General features: G+C 70.2%; 9 protein-coding genes, 1 pseudogene and 1 CRISPR repeat array. Of the genes and pseudogenes, 7 read left to right on the top strand and 3 right to left on the bottom strand.

What is annotated here, in order from left to right:
- The first annotated feature begins 5 nt into the window (after positions 1-5).
- On the top strand, positions 6-1,073 hold the full coding sequence (locus ACF1AG_RS30750) for an AAA family ATPase (protein ID WP_391810753.1): 1,068 nt from the start codon (positions 6-8) through the stop codon (positions 1,071-1,073).
- A gap of 28 nt (positions 1,074-1,101) precedes the next feature.
- Positions 1,102-5,025, top strand: a complete 3,924-nt coding sequence (locus tag ACF1AG_RS30745; RefSeq protein WP_391810738.1) for an SAV_2336 N-terminal domain-related protein — start codon at positions 1,102-1,104, stop codon at positions 5,023-5,025.
- A 182-nt stretch (positions 5,026-5,207) separates the two neighbouring features.
- Here ACF1AG_RS30745 and ACF1AG_RS30740 read toward each other — a convergent pair whose 3' ends face one another.
- From ACF1AG_RS30740 to ACF1AG_RS30730, 3 genes are all read right to left on the bottom strand, one after another.
- Entirely contained in the window at positions 5,208-5,864 is a 657-nt protein-coding gene (locus ACF1AG_RS30740; RefSeq protein WP_391810737.1) for a hypothetical protein, read from the bottom strand.
- Between the two features lie 30 nt (positions 5,865-5,894).
- Positions 5,895-6,080: a hypothetical protein gene (locus tag ACF1AG_RS30735; protein WP_391810736.1), complete on the bottom strand. Its 186-nt coding sequence runs from the start codon at positions 6,078-6,080 to the stop codon at positions 5,895-5,897.
- A 226-nt stretch (positions 6,081-6,306) separates the two neighbouring features.
- Entirely contained in the window at positions 6,307-6,822 is a 516-nt protein-coding gene (locus ACF1AG_RS30730; protein WP_391810735.1) for an ATP-binding protein, read from the bottom strand.
- A 133-nt stretch (positions 6,823-6,955) separates the two neighbouring features.
- Between ACF1AG_RS30730 and ACF1AG_RS30725 the strand changes: the two are divergent.
- The 5 genes and pseudogenes from ACF1AG_RS30725 to cas7e all read left to right on the top strand — a co-directional run bounded on the left by ACF1AG_RS30725 (position 6,956) and on the right by cas7e (position 17,095).
- Positions 6,956-8,304: pseudogene (locus tag ACF1AG_RS30725) on the top strand (hypothetical protein).
- 733 nt (positions 8,305-9,037) lie between these two features.
- Positions 9,038-10,226: a CRISPR direct-repeat array (repeat unit 29 nt; unit sequence GTCCTCTCCGCGCGAGCGGAGGTGAGCCG).
- A gap of 236 nt (positions 10,227-10,462) precedes the next feature.
- Positions 10,463-13,252 (top strand): CRISPR-associated endonuclease Cas3'', encoded by a 2,790-nt coding sequence (locus ACF1AG_RS30720; protein ID WP_391810734.1) that lies wholly within the window; start codon positions 10,463-10,465, stop codon positions 13,250-13,252.
- A 218-nt stretch (positions 13,253-13,470) separates the two neighbouring features.
- Complete coding sequence (casA, locus tag ACF1AG_RS30715; protein ID WP_391810733.1) at positions 13,471-15,069, top strand: type I-E CRISPR-associated protein Cse1/CasA; 1,599 nt, start codon at positions 13,471-13,473, stop codon at positions 15,067-15,069.
- A gap of 30 nt (positions 15,070-15,099) precedes the next feature.
- Positions 15,100-15,837 carry a type I-E CRISPR-associated protein Cse2/CasB gene (gene casB, locus ACF1AG_RS30710; protein WP_391810732.1) on the top strand — a complete coding sequence of 246 codons (738 nt, stop codon included), beginning with the start codon at positions 15,100-15,102 and terminating at the stop codon, positions 15,835-15,837.
- A 79-nt stretch (positions 15,838-15,916) separates the two neighbouring features.
- On the top strand, positions 15,917-17,095 hold the full coding sequence (gene cas7e / locus ACF1AG_RS30705; RefSeq protein WP_391810731.1) for a type I-E CRISPR-associated protein Cas7/Cse4/CasC: 1,179 nt from the start codon (positions 15,917-15,919) through the stop codon (positions 17,093-17,095).
- The last annotated feature ends 8 nt before the right edge of the window (positions 17,096-17,103 follow it).

Genomic DNA, 17,103 nt, shown 5'->3' with positions numbered 1-17,103 from the left:
CAGTGGTGAAGGACTGGTGGATCTACCAAGGGCCCGGCAGCCGGGAGGAGAGGCTCAACCGCCTCATGGAGGCGCCGCCACCACCCTGGCGGGACTTCTCCGGTATCCCCGACCCTGCTTACACCCCGCCCGGCTGCTCCGGAGCGGCCTGGCAGCGGACGGTCGACCGCGGGGAGGGCTATGTGCCCGACGAGCTGGAGAAGGACGTCGTCAACACCGCTCTCTACCTGCGCAGACCGCTGCTGATCACCGGTAAGCCGGGCGTCGGGAAGTCGACCCTCGCCCACAGCATCGCCACCGACCTCGGCCTCGGGCCGGTGCTGCACTGGCCCGTCACCAGCCGCAGCGTCCTGCGCGACGCCCTCTACCTCTACGACGCCATCGGCCGCCTCCAGGAGGCGAACCTGGAGCAGTTGCGCACGCCCGCCTCCGAAGGCGGCCTTCGGTGGTCCCGCGCGGACCACGTCGCGCCGCCGAGTGCCGCGTCCATCTCCCGCTTCCTGCGGCTCGGACCGCTGGGAACGGCCCTGCTGCCGCAGGACCGGCCCAGGGTGCTGCTGGTGGACGAGATCGACAAGAGCGACATCGACCTGCCCGGCGACCTGCTCACCGTCTTCGAGGACGGTGGCTTCACCATCCCCGAACTCGCCCGCATGGCGGGCGAGGAGCCCACAATGGAGATCGCGACCGACGATGCCGAGGGCGAGCGGGTCACGATCGAAAGCGGTCGGGTCCAGTGCCGACACTTCCCCGTCGTCGTCCTGACCAGCAACGGTGAACGGGACTTCCCGCCAGCCTTCCTGCGCCGCTGTGTCCGCCTCCATCTGCAGGCGCCGGACGCGGAGAAGCTGGCCCGCATCATCCGTGGCCGGCTCGGCGTGGACATCGCCGAGCACGACGAGTACCGGCAGCTCGTCCGGACCTTCATCGACCGCAGCGCGGACGGCGACCTGGCCACCGACCAGCTCCTCAACGCGATCCAGCTCAGGCTCAGCAGGGCGTGGACCGGCGAGGAGGACCGCGAACGTTTCCTCGCCACCGTGATGCACCACCTCACCGGGCCGTCGGCATGAGCTCCGTCCGCACTCCCCGGGCCGCCCGGTGATCGAGGAACTGCTCGCCGCCTTCGCCGACGGCGGTCCGGACGCAGGACCGGACGAGATCGCGGACATCCTGTGGCTGGCCGCCCGGGTGGACGCCGCGCACCGGCGGCCGGTCCCCGGACCGCACGGCCCGGCGACCCACGGCCACGACGCGGCGGCACGGCGGGAGGGTACGCGTCACGGCACACCGACGACGTCGACGCAGCCAGCCGACCAGTTGTTCTCGGCCGCCGTGCGCGAGCGCTCCGACAGCGACGGCGACGACGGCCCCGGAGCAGGTGACAGGCCCCGCGGCGTCCCGCTGCGCCTGCCCCGCGCCGAGGTGCTGCACGAGCCCCTGGCCGTGATGCGTTCCCTGCGCCCGGTCGGGAGGCACTCCAACGGCGGACCGGGGGAGGAGCTTGACGAACAACTCACCGTGGAACAGAGCATCGAGCAGCTGATGCTCTCGCCGGTACTGCGTCCCGCCCGGACGCGCGGGTCGGACCTCACGCTCGTCGTGGACGCCCACCACTCCATGCTGCTGTGGGACGACCTCACCGAGGAGCTGCGCCGGGCCTTCACGCGCAGCGGTGTGTTCCGCGACGTCCGCACGTGGTTCCTGACGGGCACGGCGGCCGGTGGGACGCCCATGGTCGCCCACCGGCGCGGAGCGGCGCCGCGCCATCCGCGGGAGCTCGCCGACCCGTCCGGACGCCGGCTGATCCTCGTGTGCACGGACCTGGTGGCAGGCGGCTGGCGGGAGTCCGGTGTGCAGAGCGTGCTCCGCCAGTGGGGCAGGCATAACGCCGTGGCTGTGCTGAACGTACTCCCCGAACGTCTGTGGACCCGGGGCGCCATCCGGCCCGTCCCCTTCGCGGTCCGGGCCGACCGGCCCGCCGCGGCGGGCCGGTCCTGGCAGCACATGGCCACCGCGCGGCGCCCGCACCGGCGCGGACGACAGTCGGCGGCCGCAGCTCCGGCGGTCGTACCCGTCGTGTCCGCGTCCCCGGACAGCCTCGCCCGGCTGGCCCACCTGGTCTCCGGGGACGGCCGGTGGTGGAACATGCATTGCCTCCGACTCGACGCCGCCGCCCCGCCGGAGGAACCGGTGGCCGCCCCTGCACCCACGGCCGTCGGACTGGACGCGGTCGAGCGCTTCCGGGCCTCCGCGTCCCCCACGGCCCAGCAGCTCGCGGCACACCTGGCGGCCGTGCCGCTGACACTGCCCGTCATGACGCTCGTCCGCCGCTCCCTGCTGACGGACTCCGACCACGGCCACCTGGCAGAGGTCGCCCTCGGAGGGCTACTCGAGCCCTGGAGCGCACAACCCGCCGACACGGCGCCGGACGACCTGCACTTCGACTTCCTGCCCGGTGTCCGCGAGGCTCTGCTCGGCTCCCAACTCCGCGGAGACGTCGCCACGGTGCGTGAGCTGGTCCGGCGGAGCGTGTGGGAGTACATCGCCCGCAGCCGTTTTGGCGGCCGGGAGTTCTCCGCGACGCGGGTGACCGGCGGGGCGGCCGGCAGCCGCCGCGTGGACGAGGGACAGCAACCGTTCGCGGAGCAACCGGCGCTGCCGGTGGCGGCTCCGCCGACGGACACCGAGGCGGCGTCCGAGTCCCAAGGTACGGAACGTGGCACGGACTTCGCACCGTCCGCTCGTGTCGTCGTGCTGAGAAGAGGGCACGGCTCGGGCATGAATGCCGGTGCCGGTGTTCTGCTGACACCTCGTCTTGTGCTGACCTGTGCCCACGTGGTGGACGCGGGCACAGCGATGTGGACCGTGAGCAGGGACGGCAGGGAGATCGCCTGCACAACCGTGTGGACGGGTCAGGGGCCGCTGGACGCCGCCCTGGTGCTCGCGGAGGAGAACCTTCTCGACGGCGAGGAGTGGGAGCGTCTCCTTCCGTCACGGCTCAGATGGGGGCGCATGTCCGACAGCGGTCCGATGCCCGTGCGTATCAGCGGCTTCGGACGGTCGGGTGAACGGAGGGAACTACTGGGGACGGCGCTGCCCACAGCGGGGACGATCACCGTCGAACTCACGGGGCCCTTCGACGGAGGCGGGCTGGCGGGGATGTCGGGCGCCCTCGTCTCCTGTGACGGCTTCTTCGTGGGAACGGTCGCCCGGCGGCACGTACAGCGCCCCCGGATCGGGGTGGTGCCCGCTGCCGCGCTGCTCGAGGACACGGGCTTCCGCCGGGCGCTGGCGGCGCACATGACGACGCCGTACGAGATCGAGGACATGGGCGGCGGGCCGGCCGCGGGTCCGTCGCGGGAAAGCCCTGCCGTGTGCCTGGCCATCGATGTAGCGGTCATCAGCGGTCGGTGGGGCACCGACGCGCCTTATTTGGAACCGGAGTTGGCGCATGACATGAGGGAGTCCCTGACTGCGATTATGCGTCAGGCAGGCATCGACGGTGTCCTGACCGAGGGGGCGGGGGATGAGAGAGCGGCGGATCTGCTGATGATGCTGGACGGCCCGACGGCCGTACAGGACGTGGGCCGCGTGCTGGCCGAACTGCAGACCGTTGCGGCCGGGCACCCTGATATGACGGTCGCGGTCGCGGTCTCCATCGGTGAGGTGACGGACACTCGCCTGGGGCTCGTCGGTGGCGCGGTGTCGGAGGCCGCCCGGCTCGTCGACGACTCGTTCTTGAACGCCCAGCTGCGCCAAGCTGCGCGCTTTGTCGATTCGCCCGTGTACCTCGCCGTGTCCGACGCCATGCGCGACCGGATCGCCGTAATGCTGGGTCCCGCCTGGGAAGACGGATTCGTGCCGCTCGGGGCGCGTGCGGAACCGGAGCCCGGGGGCGGCTGGCTCTACGAGGGTCCCGTCGAGGAACTGGGGCGAGCGATCGCCGCCGCCGCGGCGGAGGAGGGCGGCCGGACGGGGCCGGGACTGTCCTGGGTGTGCTGCGGCACCGGGGCGACTGCGGAGGATCCGGTCGGCTGCACCGGAATCAAGCTCCCTGGGTACGAGAAGTGCCTGCCCCACGTGTCCGACTCCGAACGGGCCGCGTTCCTCACCACGCTGGCGCCGGGCGCGTCGGTCGACTTCTCGGGGACGACGTTCACGCCCGAGTTGCTGAACGAGGTCGTGTCGGCGGTCCGGGAGGCCGAAGGAGGCCGGGTCCGCCTGGGCCGTGCGATCTTCAACGAGGCGGTACTGCCCGGGGTGACTCTGCAGCAGGCCCTCTTCGACGAGGCGTCGTTCAAGGGGGCGACGTTCGGTGGCCGGGCCCTCTTCGACGAGGCGGTATTCCGGTCGGACGCGGATTTCGGACACGCGATGTTCCTCAGCAGTGCCCTGTTCAGCGGCGCACGGTTCGAGGGGGGCGCCTCCTTCGACTTCGCGACCTTCGGCGGTGACGTGGACATGGGTGACCTCACGGCGGAAGGGGAGGTCACGTACCAATACGCCACTTTCGGCGACCACGCCACATTCGAAGCGGCGGCCTTCCGGGGCCCTCTCTCCTTCGACTACGCCACGTTCCAAGGGCATTCGTTCTTCACCCGGGCCGAGTTCGGCCGCCGAGTCGCCTTCAACTACGCGACGTTCCAGCGGCGCACCGGCTTCGACCGCGTCCACTTCCTCGAGCGGGTCTCGTTCGACTACAGCACGTTCGACGGCCTGGGATCCCTTGAGGCGTTGTTCGAGGACCGCGCCTCCTTCGCCTACGCGACCTTCGACGGCCCGGTCCTGCTGGCCGGTGGGGAGTTCAGAAGCACGGTGTCCTTCGACTTCTCCACCTTCCTGCGCCCTCTCAACTGTAGGGGCCTTTTTTTTCACGGGTACGTCGGATTCCAGGGGGTCACATTCCGCGAGGGTGCGGAGTTCAGCGACGTCACTTTCCTGGAGGGCGCCGAAATTCCTGGAGCCCTCGTCACCGGCGAACGGGCCGATCTCGAGGTCTCGCCCACCGAACCGGAAGAGTGACCGCCTACGGAGCCCGCCCGGCCATGGTGCGTCTCCTCGTTGATCGGTTGACTTACCCGAGGACCCCGGCGCGGGGCAGCGCCGTTACCGTGGGCTAACACGAGGGGCTGCCCCCACGCCGGGAGTTGGACCTGCACCGGCAGCCCAAGCTGAAGGGGCTTCCGGGCCGCCGGGCAGGAGCTCTACGAGGCGTCCTCCAGCTCGGTGAAGAGCTCGCCGAGGGTGAGCAGCCGGAAGCCGCCGAGCCTGCGCACCATCTGCGAGGCGAGCACGGTCGGCATCAGCGGATGGCCGTACGGGATCGGCCCGGCAGGGCGCTCCACGACCTGCACGTTCCCCTCGCGGACGCCGTAACCGGCGCCGATCACCCCGTACAGGGGGGCGCTGCGGGCGAGGAACACCATCGGCTCGGCGGTGAGGTGCGGGCACAGCTCGGCGGCGGTGCGGGCGTGCTCCGGGCACACGGGCGGCTGGTTGGTGAGCACCGGCTCGTTGTTCGGGTCCACGGTGCTCGGGCCCGCGAGGAAGCTCCAGCCGAGCGGGGTCCGCGCCGGCCCGGCGCACACCTGGCAGCGCAGCATCTGCATGCAGCCGCGCTGACGCAGGGGGTGCATCATCCGCCACTGCGGCCGTCCCGTCGGCCGTCCCTGGTCATCGACAGGGCCGAGTCCGCAGCGGGCCCACAGCACGCCCCGCAGGTCGCGGTCGCGGGGGTCCTCGTCGGCGTAGCGCAGCCGGCAGTGGCCGCCTCCGAGAGGGGTGAGCCGCAGGTTGTCCGGGGCGGCTTCCTCGCCCTCACGCTGGATGACGAACGGGATCAGGGGCGAGTCGGGGCGCACGGTGGTCTTTTCTCGTGGTGCGGGTGGTGGTCACGCGGCCTCCCTGAGGCAGCGGATGGCGGTGAGCCGGTCGTGGAGTTCGTTGGCGATCCACCCCAGTCGGCGCAGGTTCGCTGTCGCCGCCCGGCGCTCGCCGGGCAAGGGTTCGGTCTGCAGCGGGCGGGCCTGTAACGCGAGCTGCGCGGCGGTCGTGTCCTGTCCGGCCTCGCTCGCCACGGCGATGCTGACCAGCCGGGCAGGTGCCCGCGGAGCCGCTCGGCGAGCTGGGCGGTGCCCTCCTCGGGCGGGGGAACGTCGTCCAGGGCGGCGGCGACGTCGCCCAGGAGCGTGCCGCCATCGAATGCGGTCCAGCCGCGGAGCCGGTTCAGCACGGTGGTGAGCTGCCCACTGTCCAGGGGCGGCGCCCACGGGCTCACAGGGCCGGGGACGGTGCCGGGCGCCGTCATGATCTGCCGTCCACGGCGAGCGTGCACCAGATGGTGGCGCCGTCGTGATCGGTTCCCCAAGTGCCGCCGTGAGCAGCGGCAAGAAAGTCGACGAGGAAGAGGCCGCGGCCGCGCTCGGCATCGCTGGGGGCATCGCGGGCGACAGGCCGACCGGGTGTCTCGTTGTGGACGGCCAGGTGCAGCAGGCCGTCCCGCACCGTCATGGTCATGGTGATCTGCTGACCGTCACCGTGCTGGATGGCGTTGGTGACCAGCTCGGAGACGATCAGCTTGGCATCATCGACCAGCGCCTCCAAACCGCAGAACCGCAGCCAGGCGACGGCCAGCTTCCGGGCCGTCCCCACGCGGCGCGCGTCCCGGTCGGGGATCTCGCCCCCAGGGCGGGGCGGGCAGACCTCGAAACACACGCTCATCCGGACGTCGGTCGGACGAGGGCGTCGGAGTTGGCGCTCGCGGCGGGGGTCGTCCGCCGCCTCGTCCGCGCCTCTCCTCAATTGTGGTGCGCTGGTCACCTCTGCTCCCAAGGGCCGAGATTGGTGCTTGACTCGTAAGAGGTAACCGCGCGGTCACTGTCTGCAGGTACCGTTAACAACAGGTGGGACCGTGAACACCGTGAACGCCATGGAGCTGTCGGGAGTTGAGGACATGGCCACGAGAAAACGCACGCCAAACCCTGCCTTGGACAAGCTGCTTGATCAGGCACGATGGACACGCACGCAGCTAGCCCAGCAGGTGAACAGGCTCGGCCCGCAGGCAGGACTCCAACTTTCGTACGACCGAACAGCTGTTTCACACTGGATTGCCGGGACACCGCCGAAACCCGAGGTCAGGCCCCTGATCCTTGAAGCACTGTCCGCTCGGTTAGGGGGCCGGTCACTCACGCGGAGGCCGGCCTGCAACCCGCTGTCTCCGCCGACGGCTCCCAACCAGTTGACACTGTGGAGGAGTTGATCGACCTAGGAAGGGCGGATATGGACCCATCCCGTCGCGGCGTCCTGGCCGCGACTCTGTTCTCTGCAGCGCTGTCCGTTCCCGCGTTCCAGAACACGGCGCGGGCGGCGAGTGATCCGGTCAGCCCAGGTAAGGCGACCACCCGTATAGGTGCATCTCAAGTCGCGTCAGTGCGGTCCATGACGGAACGCATCGCCGACATCCTCGATGAGTTCGGCGCCGGCCATGCCCGGCCCATGGCAGCCGCGTTCCTAGTCAACACCGTCGGCCCGTGGCTCAAGGCGCAGGCATCCGAGCCGGTGAAGCGGGACATGCTCGCCGCCGCGTCAGACCTGACGTATCTGACCGGGTGGATGGCGATGTACGAGAAAGCTCATGGCCTGGGACAGAGGTACTACGTTCAGGCGCTCAAGCTCGCTGACGAGGCGAGCGACCACGTGACGTACTGCCGGACGCTGCGCGGTATGTCTCTTCAGGCGTCGAATCTGCGACACGGTCGGATGTCGCTGGAGTTGGCGGACTCCGCAGCAGAGGCCGCACCGTCGGCCGGTCCGCGTCTGGTGGCGTTCCTGCGCGGGCAGCAGGCACACGCGGCGAGCATGGTCGGGGACCGCCGCCAGGCCCACACCCGGCTCCGTGAAGCCGAGACGGCCCTCGCAAAGGCCGACAACCGGCGCGACGCGATCGGCGGCTACGACCGGACCGCTTACCTCTTCCACGTCTCCCACGTTCTGCTGGAGGAGAACGACCTGCCCGGCAGCATCGCCGCTCTGCGGCAGTCCATCAAGGTACAGCCTGCCAACGAACGGCAGGGCCGGGTTCACGCCTACGCCCTCCTGGCGCAGCGGCAGCTTCGGTACGGGCATGTTGAGGCGTCGTGCGAGTCGTGGGGGCGGTTCCTGGACGAGTACGAGCACGTCTCGTCTGTACGTGGTGACGACCACTTCGCCACGATGCGCAAGGAACTCACGCCGTACGCCAAGATGCGCGCGGTGCGGGAGCTGTCCGTCCGAGTGCGTGAAGTCGCAGCGGCCAAGGCCTGAAACGGTGGCGCCTCCGGGGGAGCTGTCGGCAACCCCGAAGGCGCCACCCACTTTACGGGCATCTCGGCTTGATCGGACCCCAGCAGCCGAACGACCCTACGCGGGGACAGGCGTATCGAAGCCGCCAAGCGACACTTGAGACCAGCGGGGCGTCCTGCGGACCGACCACCGGCCGGTCATAGTCGGTGTCCGCCGTGTTCGGCTCCGAGGCCCAGCGGACGGATCGGTTGCACTCCCGCAGCGGCTCCCTGGCGGCCGCGCGGTGCGTTCAGCCCCAGAGCAGGCCGGACACCTACGCCGGGGCCGCGCCGAGTCACAGCCGCACAAGCCGACGCAGCGCTGACCCGAACACGAACGAGGGCCCGGGCCGCCATGTCGGCGCTCCGGTCCCTGGTAGTGACGGTCAACGCCTACGTTGAGAGTGGCGTCCCAGCAGTCATCCCCCGTGCTGCTGGGACGGTGCCGACTCGGTCGGCGTACGCGCCGATAGGCCTTCCGTCCCGCCGGAGGTCGTGTTCCCACGTCGTGGAACCTGACGGGACGCCACCCGCCGATGCTCCCGGACCAGGGAAATCTGGCCCCCAGACGGCAAAGGGATCCAGGCAGTCTGCCCTCAACCAGGTCACACCGCGTAGCCTGAGTCAGCCGGACCGACACAACCGAGGCCCATCCCTTGTCAAGAATCATCAGTAAAGCAATGGCAAAGCCCTAACAACAGCGCAGGTGAAAGAGGGTCCTCTCCGCGCGAGCGGAGGTGAGCCGCAAACTGCGATCAATCTGATACACGTGTCCTCGTCCTCTCCGCGCGAGCGGAGGTGAGCCGTCCGCGCCCCCGACTACGAATACGAGGCCATCGTCCTCTCCGCGCGAGCGGAGGTGAGCCGAAGGCCGAGCGCCGCATCCGCCGCTTCTCGGCGTCCTCTCCGCGCGAGCGGAGGTGAGCCGCCGACGGACTCCTCGACACCCGCGGACGAGTAGTCCGCTCCGCGCGAGCGGAGGTGAGCCGTCGGTCCGGCCGGGCGCCGGCATCATCGTCCGGTCCTCTCCGCGCGAGCGGAGGTGAGCCGTACTCGCGATCGTGCGAGAGGCGGTCGAGCAGGTCCTCTCCGCGCGAGCGGAGGTGAGCCGCCGTGCTCGCCCTTCCAGATCCCGCACCCGCCGTCCTCTCCGCGCGAGCGGAGGTGAGCCGCCAGGCGATCCGCGTCACCACCTGCCACATGTGTCCTCTCCGCGCGAGCGGAGGTGAGCCGTTGTCACCCTCCGGGTTGCTGCTCGCGTAGCCGTCCTCTCCGCGCGAGCGGAGGTGAACCGCCCTACCCGAAGGCCACCGCGTGGCGTGACGGGTTCCTCTCCGCGCGAGCGGGGGTGAGCCGGTGCCGCCGGCGGTGGTGCGCAGGGTGACGCGGTCCTCTCCGCGCGAGCGGAGGTGAGCCGGCAACGGCGAGACAGATCACGGGACGGCGCACGTCCTCTCCGCGCGAGCGGAGGTGAGCCGGGAACCATGCCGGGCCGACGCTTGCGAGCATGGTCCTCTCCGCGCGAGCGGAGGTGAGCCGATCGGGGCGTCGTCTCCGTCCCGCGGCTCGGGGTCCTCTCCGCGCGAGCGGAGGTGAGCCGACGACATGAAGCGCGTGCGGAACAAATCCGGGGTCCTCTCCGCGCGAGCGGAGGTGAGCCGCGCAACGCCACGCCCCTGGTCCGCTCCGACGTGTCCTCTCCGCGCGAGCGGAGGTGAGCCGATCCGGGCGACCTCGTCCAGGATCGCCTTGGAGTCCTCTCCGCGCGAGCGGAGGTGAGCCGCCCCACCCCCACCGGATGACCGTGGGCGACCTGTCCTCTCCGCGCAAGCGGAGCTGAGCCGCCGTGGAGTTGGTCGAACAGCTCGTCCTCCGTGTCTTCTCCGCGCGAGCGGACGTGAGCCGGACCGACTGCCTTGAGGAGCCGATCACGAACATGCCCTCTCCAAAATGAGGCAGCTGACCGGCGCAGACGCGGCATTCTTCCTGATCAGGGCACGTTGTCGGTGCCACCTGGTAGCAGTATCGCTGTGACGAAACAGCATGGCAGCGCCACGTCTTGTGCATGTCCTGACCCCCGGCTCTGGGGGAAGGAGCACGGTCTTGAGCGCGCGTACCCGGTGATGTGCCATCTACTGGACGTGGCTGCGGTTTTCGGCGTTCTGTGGGACGTCTTGCTGTCCGCTGCGGCTCGGGAGCGGTTCGCCGAGCAGCTGGCTCTGGACGAGAAGGCCTGCCGAGCGGTGCTGTCGTTCTGGGCGGGTCTTCATGACCTGGGGAAGATCACGCCGGTCTTCCAGGCACAGGTGCCGTCGCTGTTCGACAAGGTGCGCAACGAAGCGGCGTATCTCTTCGCGCCGGGTGCCGAACGGGACCGAGGCTTCCGTCACGAGATGGCGACGCACTGGTCGCTTGCCTCGCTGTTGGCGGAAGAAGGTTATTCGGTGCGGCGGGGGTCGACTGGCGTGGGTGGTGCGACGGCTCCGGCAGCCCATTGGGTGGGCCAGCTACTGGGCGGCCACCACGGGGTGTTCGGTGCGAAGGTGCAGCCGGCGCGGTTGCGGCTGTCGAGCCAGTATCAGCCGGGGCTTGGGGAGGACGGCTGGGCGGAGCAGCGGCGGTTGCACTTCGAGGAGTTGAGGCGCGTGACCGGCGGGGACGCCGTGCCGGGTGGCGTCCTGTCCGCGGACCTGGCTGTGGTGTTGACGGGTCTGGTCGTCACGGCTGACTGGCTGGCCAGCCAGGTGGGTGCCATTGAGCAGGTGCAGCCGGCTGATGGCGTTTGGCAGGGAACGCCGGTGCAGATCGACGCCCACTGGCGGCGGACGTGCGCTGCCGCGTCGACGCTGGTGGAGGAAGCGCGGCTGGGCAGAGCAATGTTCGAGGTGGGGAGTTTCGGGCAGATGTTCCCGTTCTCTCCGAACCCGCTGCAGGGGGACCTCGTCGAGCATTTACCGGGCCTGGTCGCCGAGGGAGGGGCGGGTCTGGTGCTGGTGACGGCGCCCACGGGGGACGGAAAGACGGAGGCGGCCTTGTATGCCTCGTCGGTCCTGGGTCCGGCGGCGGGAGCCCGGGGCATGTATGTGGCGCTGCCGACGATGGCCACGGCGGACGCGATGTACAAGCGGGTGAGGAGGTTCGCCGAGTCCTCGCTGGTCGGGGAGCGGGCGCTCACCCTGCTGCATTCCATGGCCTGGTTGAACCCCTTGTACGGGCAGGCGGCCAAGGACGCTGCGGCCACGGCGGTCGACGGCGGCCAGGCGGGTGAGGTCAGTGCGGACGCGGCGACGGCAGTGACCGCGGACGCTTGGCTGCGCGGGCCGAGGCGCGGTTTTCTCGCTCCGCTGTCCGTGGGCACGATCGACCAGGTACTGCGCGGGGTGCTGCCGCTTCGATACAACGTGCTGCCGTTGTTCGGGTTGCACGAGAAGGTTCTCGTCGTCGATGAGGCTCACGCGTACGGGCCGTGGATGCACAAGCTGCTGCTCACCTTGCTGGAGTGGCTCGGGGCTCTGCGCTCGCCGGTGGTGCTGCTGTCGGCCACGCTGACTGGCAGCACTGCCGCATCGCTGGTCAACGCCTACCGCCGCGGTGCGGGCTTCCTGGAGCCTGCCGTCGTCGCCCCGCGCTATCCGGGCTGGCTGTACGCGAGCGCGATCACCGGAGAGGTGTCGTCTCCCCGCCGGACCACCAGCGGTCGCCCCCGCACCCTCGACGTGACGGTGCGCCAGGTGAAGTGGGACGTCGCCGCGAAGCCGACTGATCCACTACAGCCGGGAGGCCGCCGGGTGGCCCTTCGTGAGGCGCTGCGGCCGGTTGCGGAGTCGGGCGGGACGGCTCTCGTCTGCTGCACGACGGTCCCTGAGGCACAGGCCACCTACCGGGACCTGTGCGCTGCCTTTCCTGATCTCGCGGGGCAGGAAGGCGGGATCCGGCTGCTCCACTCCCGTTTTCCTGCGAATGACCGTCAGCGGATCACCGCGTATTGTGAAGCCGCTTACGGGAAGCCGCGATCGGATCAGCCGCCGATGGTGCGGCCGGCGTCGGTCCTGGTCGCCACGCAGGTGGTGGAGCAGTCTCTGGACCTCGACTTCGACCTGGTGGTCAGTGATCTCGCCCCGCTGGCTCAGCTGTTGCAGCGTGCGGGCCGCGGCCGTCGCCACCTCCGGGGTCCGGGCGGGCGGCCGGCGTGGGCGCAGGCCGAGGACCGGCCGAAGCTGGTCGTTCTCGATCCCTTTCGCCGCCCGCAGAAAGCGGACACGCCGGCGACCTGGGGGTCGGTGTACGACGCGAGTCTGCTGATCCGTACCTCGCTGCTGCTGAGCGAACGGGCTGCGGGGGGCATCGTGGTGCCGGACGGTGTGCAGGAACTCGTGGACGCCGTGTACGCGCCGGACTTCGTCGAAAAACTGGATGCGGCGGCGCAGCGGGAGCTGGAGTCTCTGGACGTGGAGCGTCTGGCGTCCGAGATGGCGGAGACCGACCTCGCCAGGATGGTGGGGATCAAGGGTCCCGGCAGCATCGGAGGGCAGCTGCATCTCATCAGCCAGCGGATCGAAGGCGTCACGGAGGAGCTGCTCACCACACGGCTGGGAGCGGACACGGGCCGAGTGCTGTGCGCGTACGTGCAGGAGGACGGTTCCCTCACACTCGCCCGCGACGGCAGCGGCGGTGCGGTGCCTGGTCTGGGCGGCGGGTCTCTGAGCCGGGAGGACGTGGCTGCCGTCGCTGCTCATACCGCGCCGGTGCCCGGCACGTGGGTCCGGGAGGGCGCCGATGCCGAGAGGGATCACCCTGCCTCGTGGCAGCAGGTCTCCACGCTGCGGGATGTCGTCCTGCTTCCCATGCGCAGGGCTGGGGATGGGCGGTGGGCGTGTTCTCGTGGCGGGCACACGATTGGCGTTTCCGTGACCGGACTTGAGCGATTCTGACCGACTGTCAGATTTCGCCTCTTAGAGCAGCTACCTTCTCCTACCGTCGGACATGCCGCTCCAACCGGTCGGACACAGTGCACACCTGACCGACGTTGGAGCGGACCACCCGCTCTCGCGGGCAGGGGGAACGCCTCGTCACGTCTCTCAGAGCCGCTACGGGTTCACCCCCGCTTCACACGGGGCCCTGTCCCATTCTGCCTTCCGTCTGGAGACCCATGCGGCCGACACAGAACATCTTCGAAGAACCTCTCATCCCCGTCCGCTGGACCTCGCACGCCGAGTCGGAGCAGGGTGCCGAACAGCTGCCCGCCGAGATCGGTGTGCTGGAGCTGCTGCTGCGCAGTCACGACATCGAGTGCCTGGCCATCGCGGAGGCGCCTGCGCACTCGGCACTCCTGCGGGTCCTGTACGCGCTCACCAGCCGCGTGACGGGACTGGATGAAGCAAGGAACGGGCCGGACGACTGGCTGGAGCGGCGGGAAGAGATTCTGGCGGACGGCGCGCTGCCTGAGGACAGAATCACGGCGTACGCCGAGACCTACCGCGACCGGTTCTTCCTCTTCGACACCAGCCCGGACGGCCGCCCCTGGATGCAGGATCCGCGGCTGGTGCAGCAGTGTGACGCGGCAAGCACCGCCGGGGTGAACAAACTGGTGGTGACCAGGCCGTCCGGCAACAACCACGCCTGGTGGAAGCACACCCTGGACACCCGTCCCGGACCACTGTCCGCGTCCGAGGCCCTGCTCAATCTGCTGACCTGGCACTACTACGGCCCGTCCGGCCGCTGCTCGTCCCGGGAGGTCAACGGGGCGAAGAGCGCCAGCGCCACGGCCGGTCCTCTGCGGTCCGCGCTGTCGTACCACCCGGAAGGCTCCACGCTCTTCGAGACGCTGCTGGCCGGGCTGGTTCCGCCGGAGGAGACCGTCGACCCCCAGCAGGACCGGTGCCCGTGGGAATGGGACGAGCTTCCCGACCCCGAGGGTCCGCCTGCCGCCCTGACCGGGCCGTGCTCGCGGCTGACCGCCGCCTCGGCCCACGCCCTGCTCCTGGTGCCCGACGAGGACGACCCCCGCCTGGTGCGGGACGCCTACATCACCTGGGCATACCGCAAGGGCCGCGGTGCACGGCCGCAGGACGACTATCTGATCTGGCAGATCAGTAAGCAGGGCAACGTCTATCCGAGGCCGGCGGACTCCCAGCGGGCGTTGTGGCGGGATGTGGACGCACTGCTGCTGATCGACCCGCCCGGCGTCGCGCAGCCGCGACGGCCGAAGGTGTTCGAGTGGGCCGTCGAGCTGCCGCTGGACCTGAGCGTGCATGCTCTGGGATTCGAACAGGACGGCCAGGCCAAGGACACCCAGTTCGTCGACTCCGTGACGCCGCCGGTTCTTGCCTTCGCCGAGAGGCGCTCGGCCCGCAGCAAGCCCGCCGTCGGACGGCTGCGCGCGATGGGTGAGCGGTTCGGCAACCGTCTGGACCGTGCTCTGCGCCGGGCCTGGCGGGCCTATGTGAACGACCCGAAGGACAGCGCGGAAGCCTGGGCTCAGGAGGGTGCCGCCCGGTACTGGCCCGCGGCGGAAACCGAGTTCTGGAACCGGTTCCGTGCGCTGGACCGGGCCGGGACCGCCCTGGACGGAGGCCTCGACGCCGGCGCGGCCCGCACGGTCTTCCTCAGCCTCGCCATCCGCGCTTTCGACGAGGTCACCACGTCGGTGACACGCACCCAGCGCGGGGCCCGGGCCGTGGAGGAGGCCCGTGTCGAACTGTTCGGCGATCCCCGCCCCCGTAAGCCCGCCAAGGGCTCCGCGGCATGAACCTGCCCGTCTGATCCGAAGGAGACCCCTGTGACCACACCGGCCCCGCCGACCGCCCACGTGCCGGCGCCACGCTCCGGCGAGGAGCCCACCCGCATCAGCCGCTACCGCACCTTCACACGGGCCGTGCTGACGAAGTGCGCAAGCGACCCGGGCGCCAGAAGCGCACTGCGGTCCGGCGTGCGCAAGGATCTCGACTCGGTACCGCGCATGCACCGGGTGATCGCCCATCTGGTGCCGCAGAACGTGTCCGAGGACACCCAGCGTGCGTACTACGCCGTTGCCGCGATGATCGCCGAGCAGGCACGCCGCGGAGGTGATGCCACCGACGCCGATGAGACCACAGCCACGCAAGAGGCCGCCCAGGCCGCCGAGGCAGCAGAGACTGTGGTCGCCGCCAAGGAGTCCGACAGGGAACGGGACTACGGCTCCAGTCTCGGCACGGCCTTCGCGCTGGCGGTCGTCCGCAGCCCCGGCCACGAGCGCACCATGCGGCGCGGCACTGCGGAGAACCGGCTGAACCTGCTGTGCAAGCAGGGCCTGTCGGGGCTGCACCGGCATCTTCCGGCATCGGTCCGGTACCTGCGCTCGCTGGACGTGCCCGTCGACTGGGCGCGGCTGCTGCGGGATCTCGTCGACTGGCGGCGGCACTCCGGCCGGATCACCCGCCGCTGGCTGCAGGACTTCTACCGCCTCCTCCAGGAGGAGGAGCGCCGACGGCGCGACCAGGCAGACGCCCAGGCACCGTCGCCCGGCGCCGAGGACTGAGCTGGTCCCGCCTCAGGCAGCCACTCCGGCCGCCACACCACCACGCGTCATCCACACCCGTCTTCTCCGAGGAGTTCCCGTGTCCCAGAAGCTGTCCGCCCGTTTCATCTGCGCCCACGTCCTGCAGACCGTTCCGTTCGCCTGTCTCAACCGCGACGACACCAACTCCGTCAAGACCGTCCAGTACGGAGGAGTCCTGCGTACCCGCGTCTCCAGCCAGTGCTGGAAGCGGGCGATCCGCCTGGACTTCGAGCAGCGCGTCGGCCAGGCCGCGCTGCGCACCCGCCGGATCGGTGAGCGGGTGAGCCGCCTGCTGACCGAGGAGCGCGGCTGGCCCACGGAGCTCGCCGCGCGGGCCGGGGGGCATCTGGCGGCCGCCAGCGGCATCAAGTTCGAGCTGGAGGAAAAGGAGAAGCAGGTCCAGGCCAACAAGGTGATCGGCAACGCCATGGTCTACGTGCCGCAGACCGCCGTCGCCGAACTCGCCGACCTGGCCGAGGAGATGAGGGCCGAACTCGAGGCCGCGAAGGACATCAAGAAGACCACCGACAAAAGCATCGTGCCCAAGGAGCGGGTCACGGCGATCCTGCGGTCCCGCAACGGCGTGATCAACCTCTTCGGCCGCATGCTGGCCGAAGTCGACAACGCCGGTGTGGACGGTGCCGTGCAGGTCGCGCACGCCATGACGACGCACCAGACCGACGTCGAGATCGACTACTTCTCCGCCGTCGACGACGTCACCGCCGACTGGAACGACTCCACCGGCAGCGCCCACATGGGCCACACCGAATTCAGCGCAGGCACCTTCTACCGGTACGCCACCGTGGACCTGGAAGAGCTCGCCGGCAACCTCGACGGCGACCTGGCTGCGGCCCGCGAACTGGCCGAGGCGTTCCTGCAGTCCTTCGTCACGTCCCTGCCGCAGGCGAAGAAGAACTCCACCGCCCCGCACACCGTCCCGGACCTGGTCCACCTCACGGTCCGCTCCGACCGTCCCCTCTCCCTCGCCGCGGCCTTCGAGAAGCCGGTGCAGGTGGCCGCCGACGGCGGCTACGCGGCCACCTCCCGCGACACCCTGTCCGCCTACGCGGAGGCCGTGAACTCCTTCATGGGCACCACCGGCATCGTGCAGTCCGGCTGGGCCGGCCTCGACCCCAAGGGTCACCCGGGCCTCGGCGAGCGCCACGCAGGCCTGAACGACCTGATCGGCTCCGCCGTCCGCACCGCCTTCACCACCACGTCCGGGGCCGCCGCGTGACCCCGTCC

Origin of the sequence: Streptomyces sp. NPDC014764 (genome assembly GCF_043082785.1) — a bacterium.
Classification (GTDB): domain Bacteria; phylum Actinomycetota; class Actinomycetes; order Streptomycetales; family Streptomycetaceae; genus Streptomyces; species Streptomyces althioticus.
The sequence above is the reverse complement of the archived record's forward strand: the minus strand, read 5'-3'. Positions and strand labels throughout refer to the sequence as shown.

What these genes read in the sequence shown, in the direction of transcription:
- casA (WP_391810733.1), top strand. Translation starts at nt 13,471, where the DNA reads ATGCGGCCGACACAGAACATCTTCGAAGAACCTCTCATCCCCGTCCGC.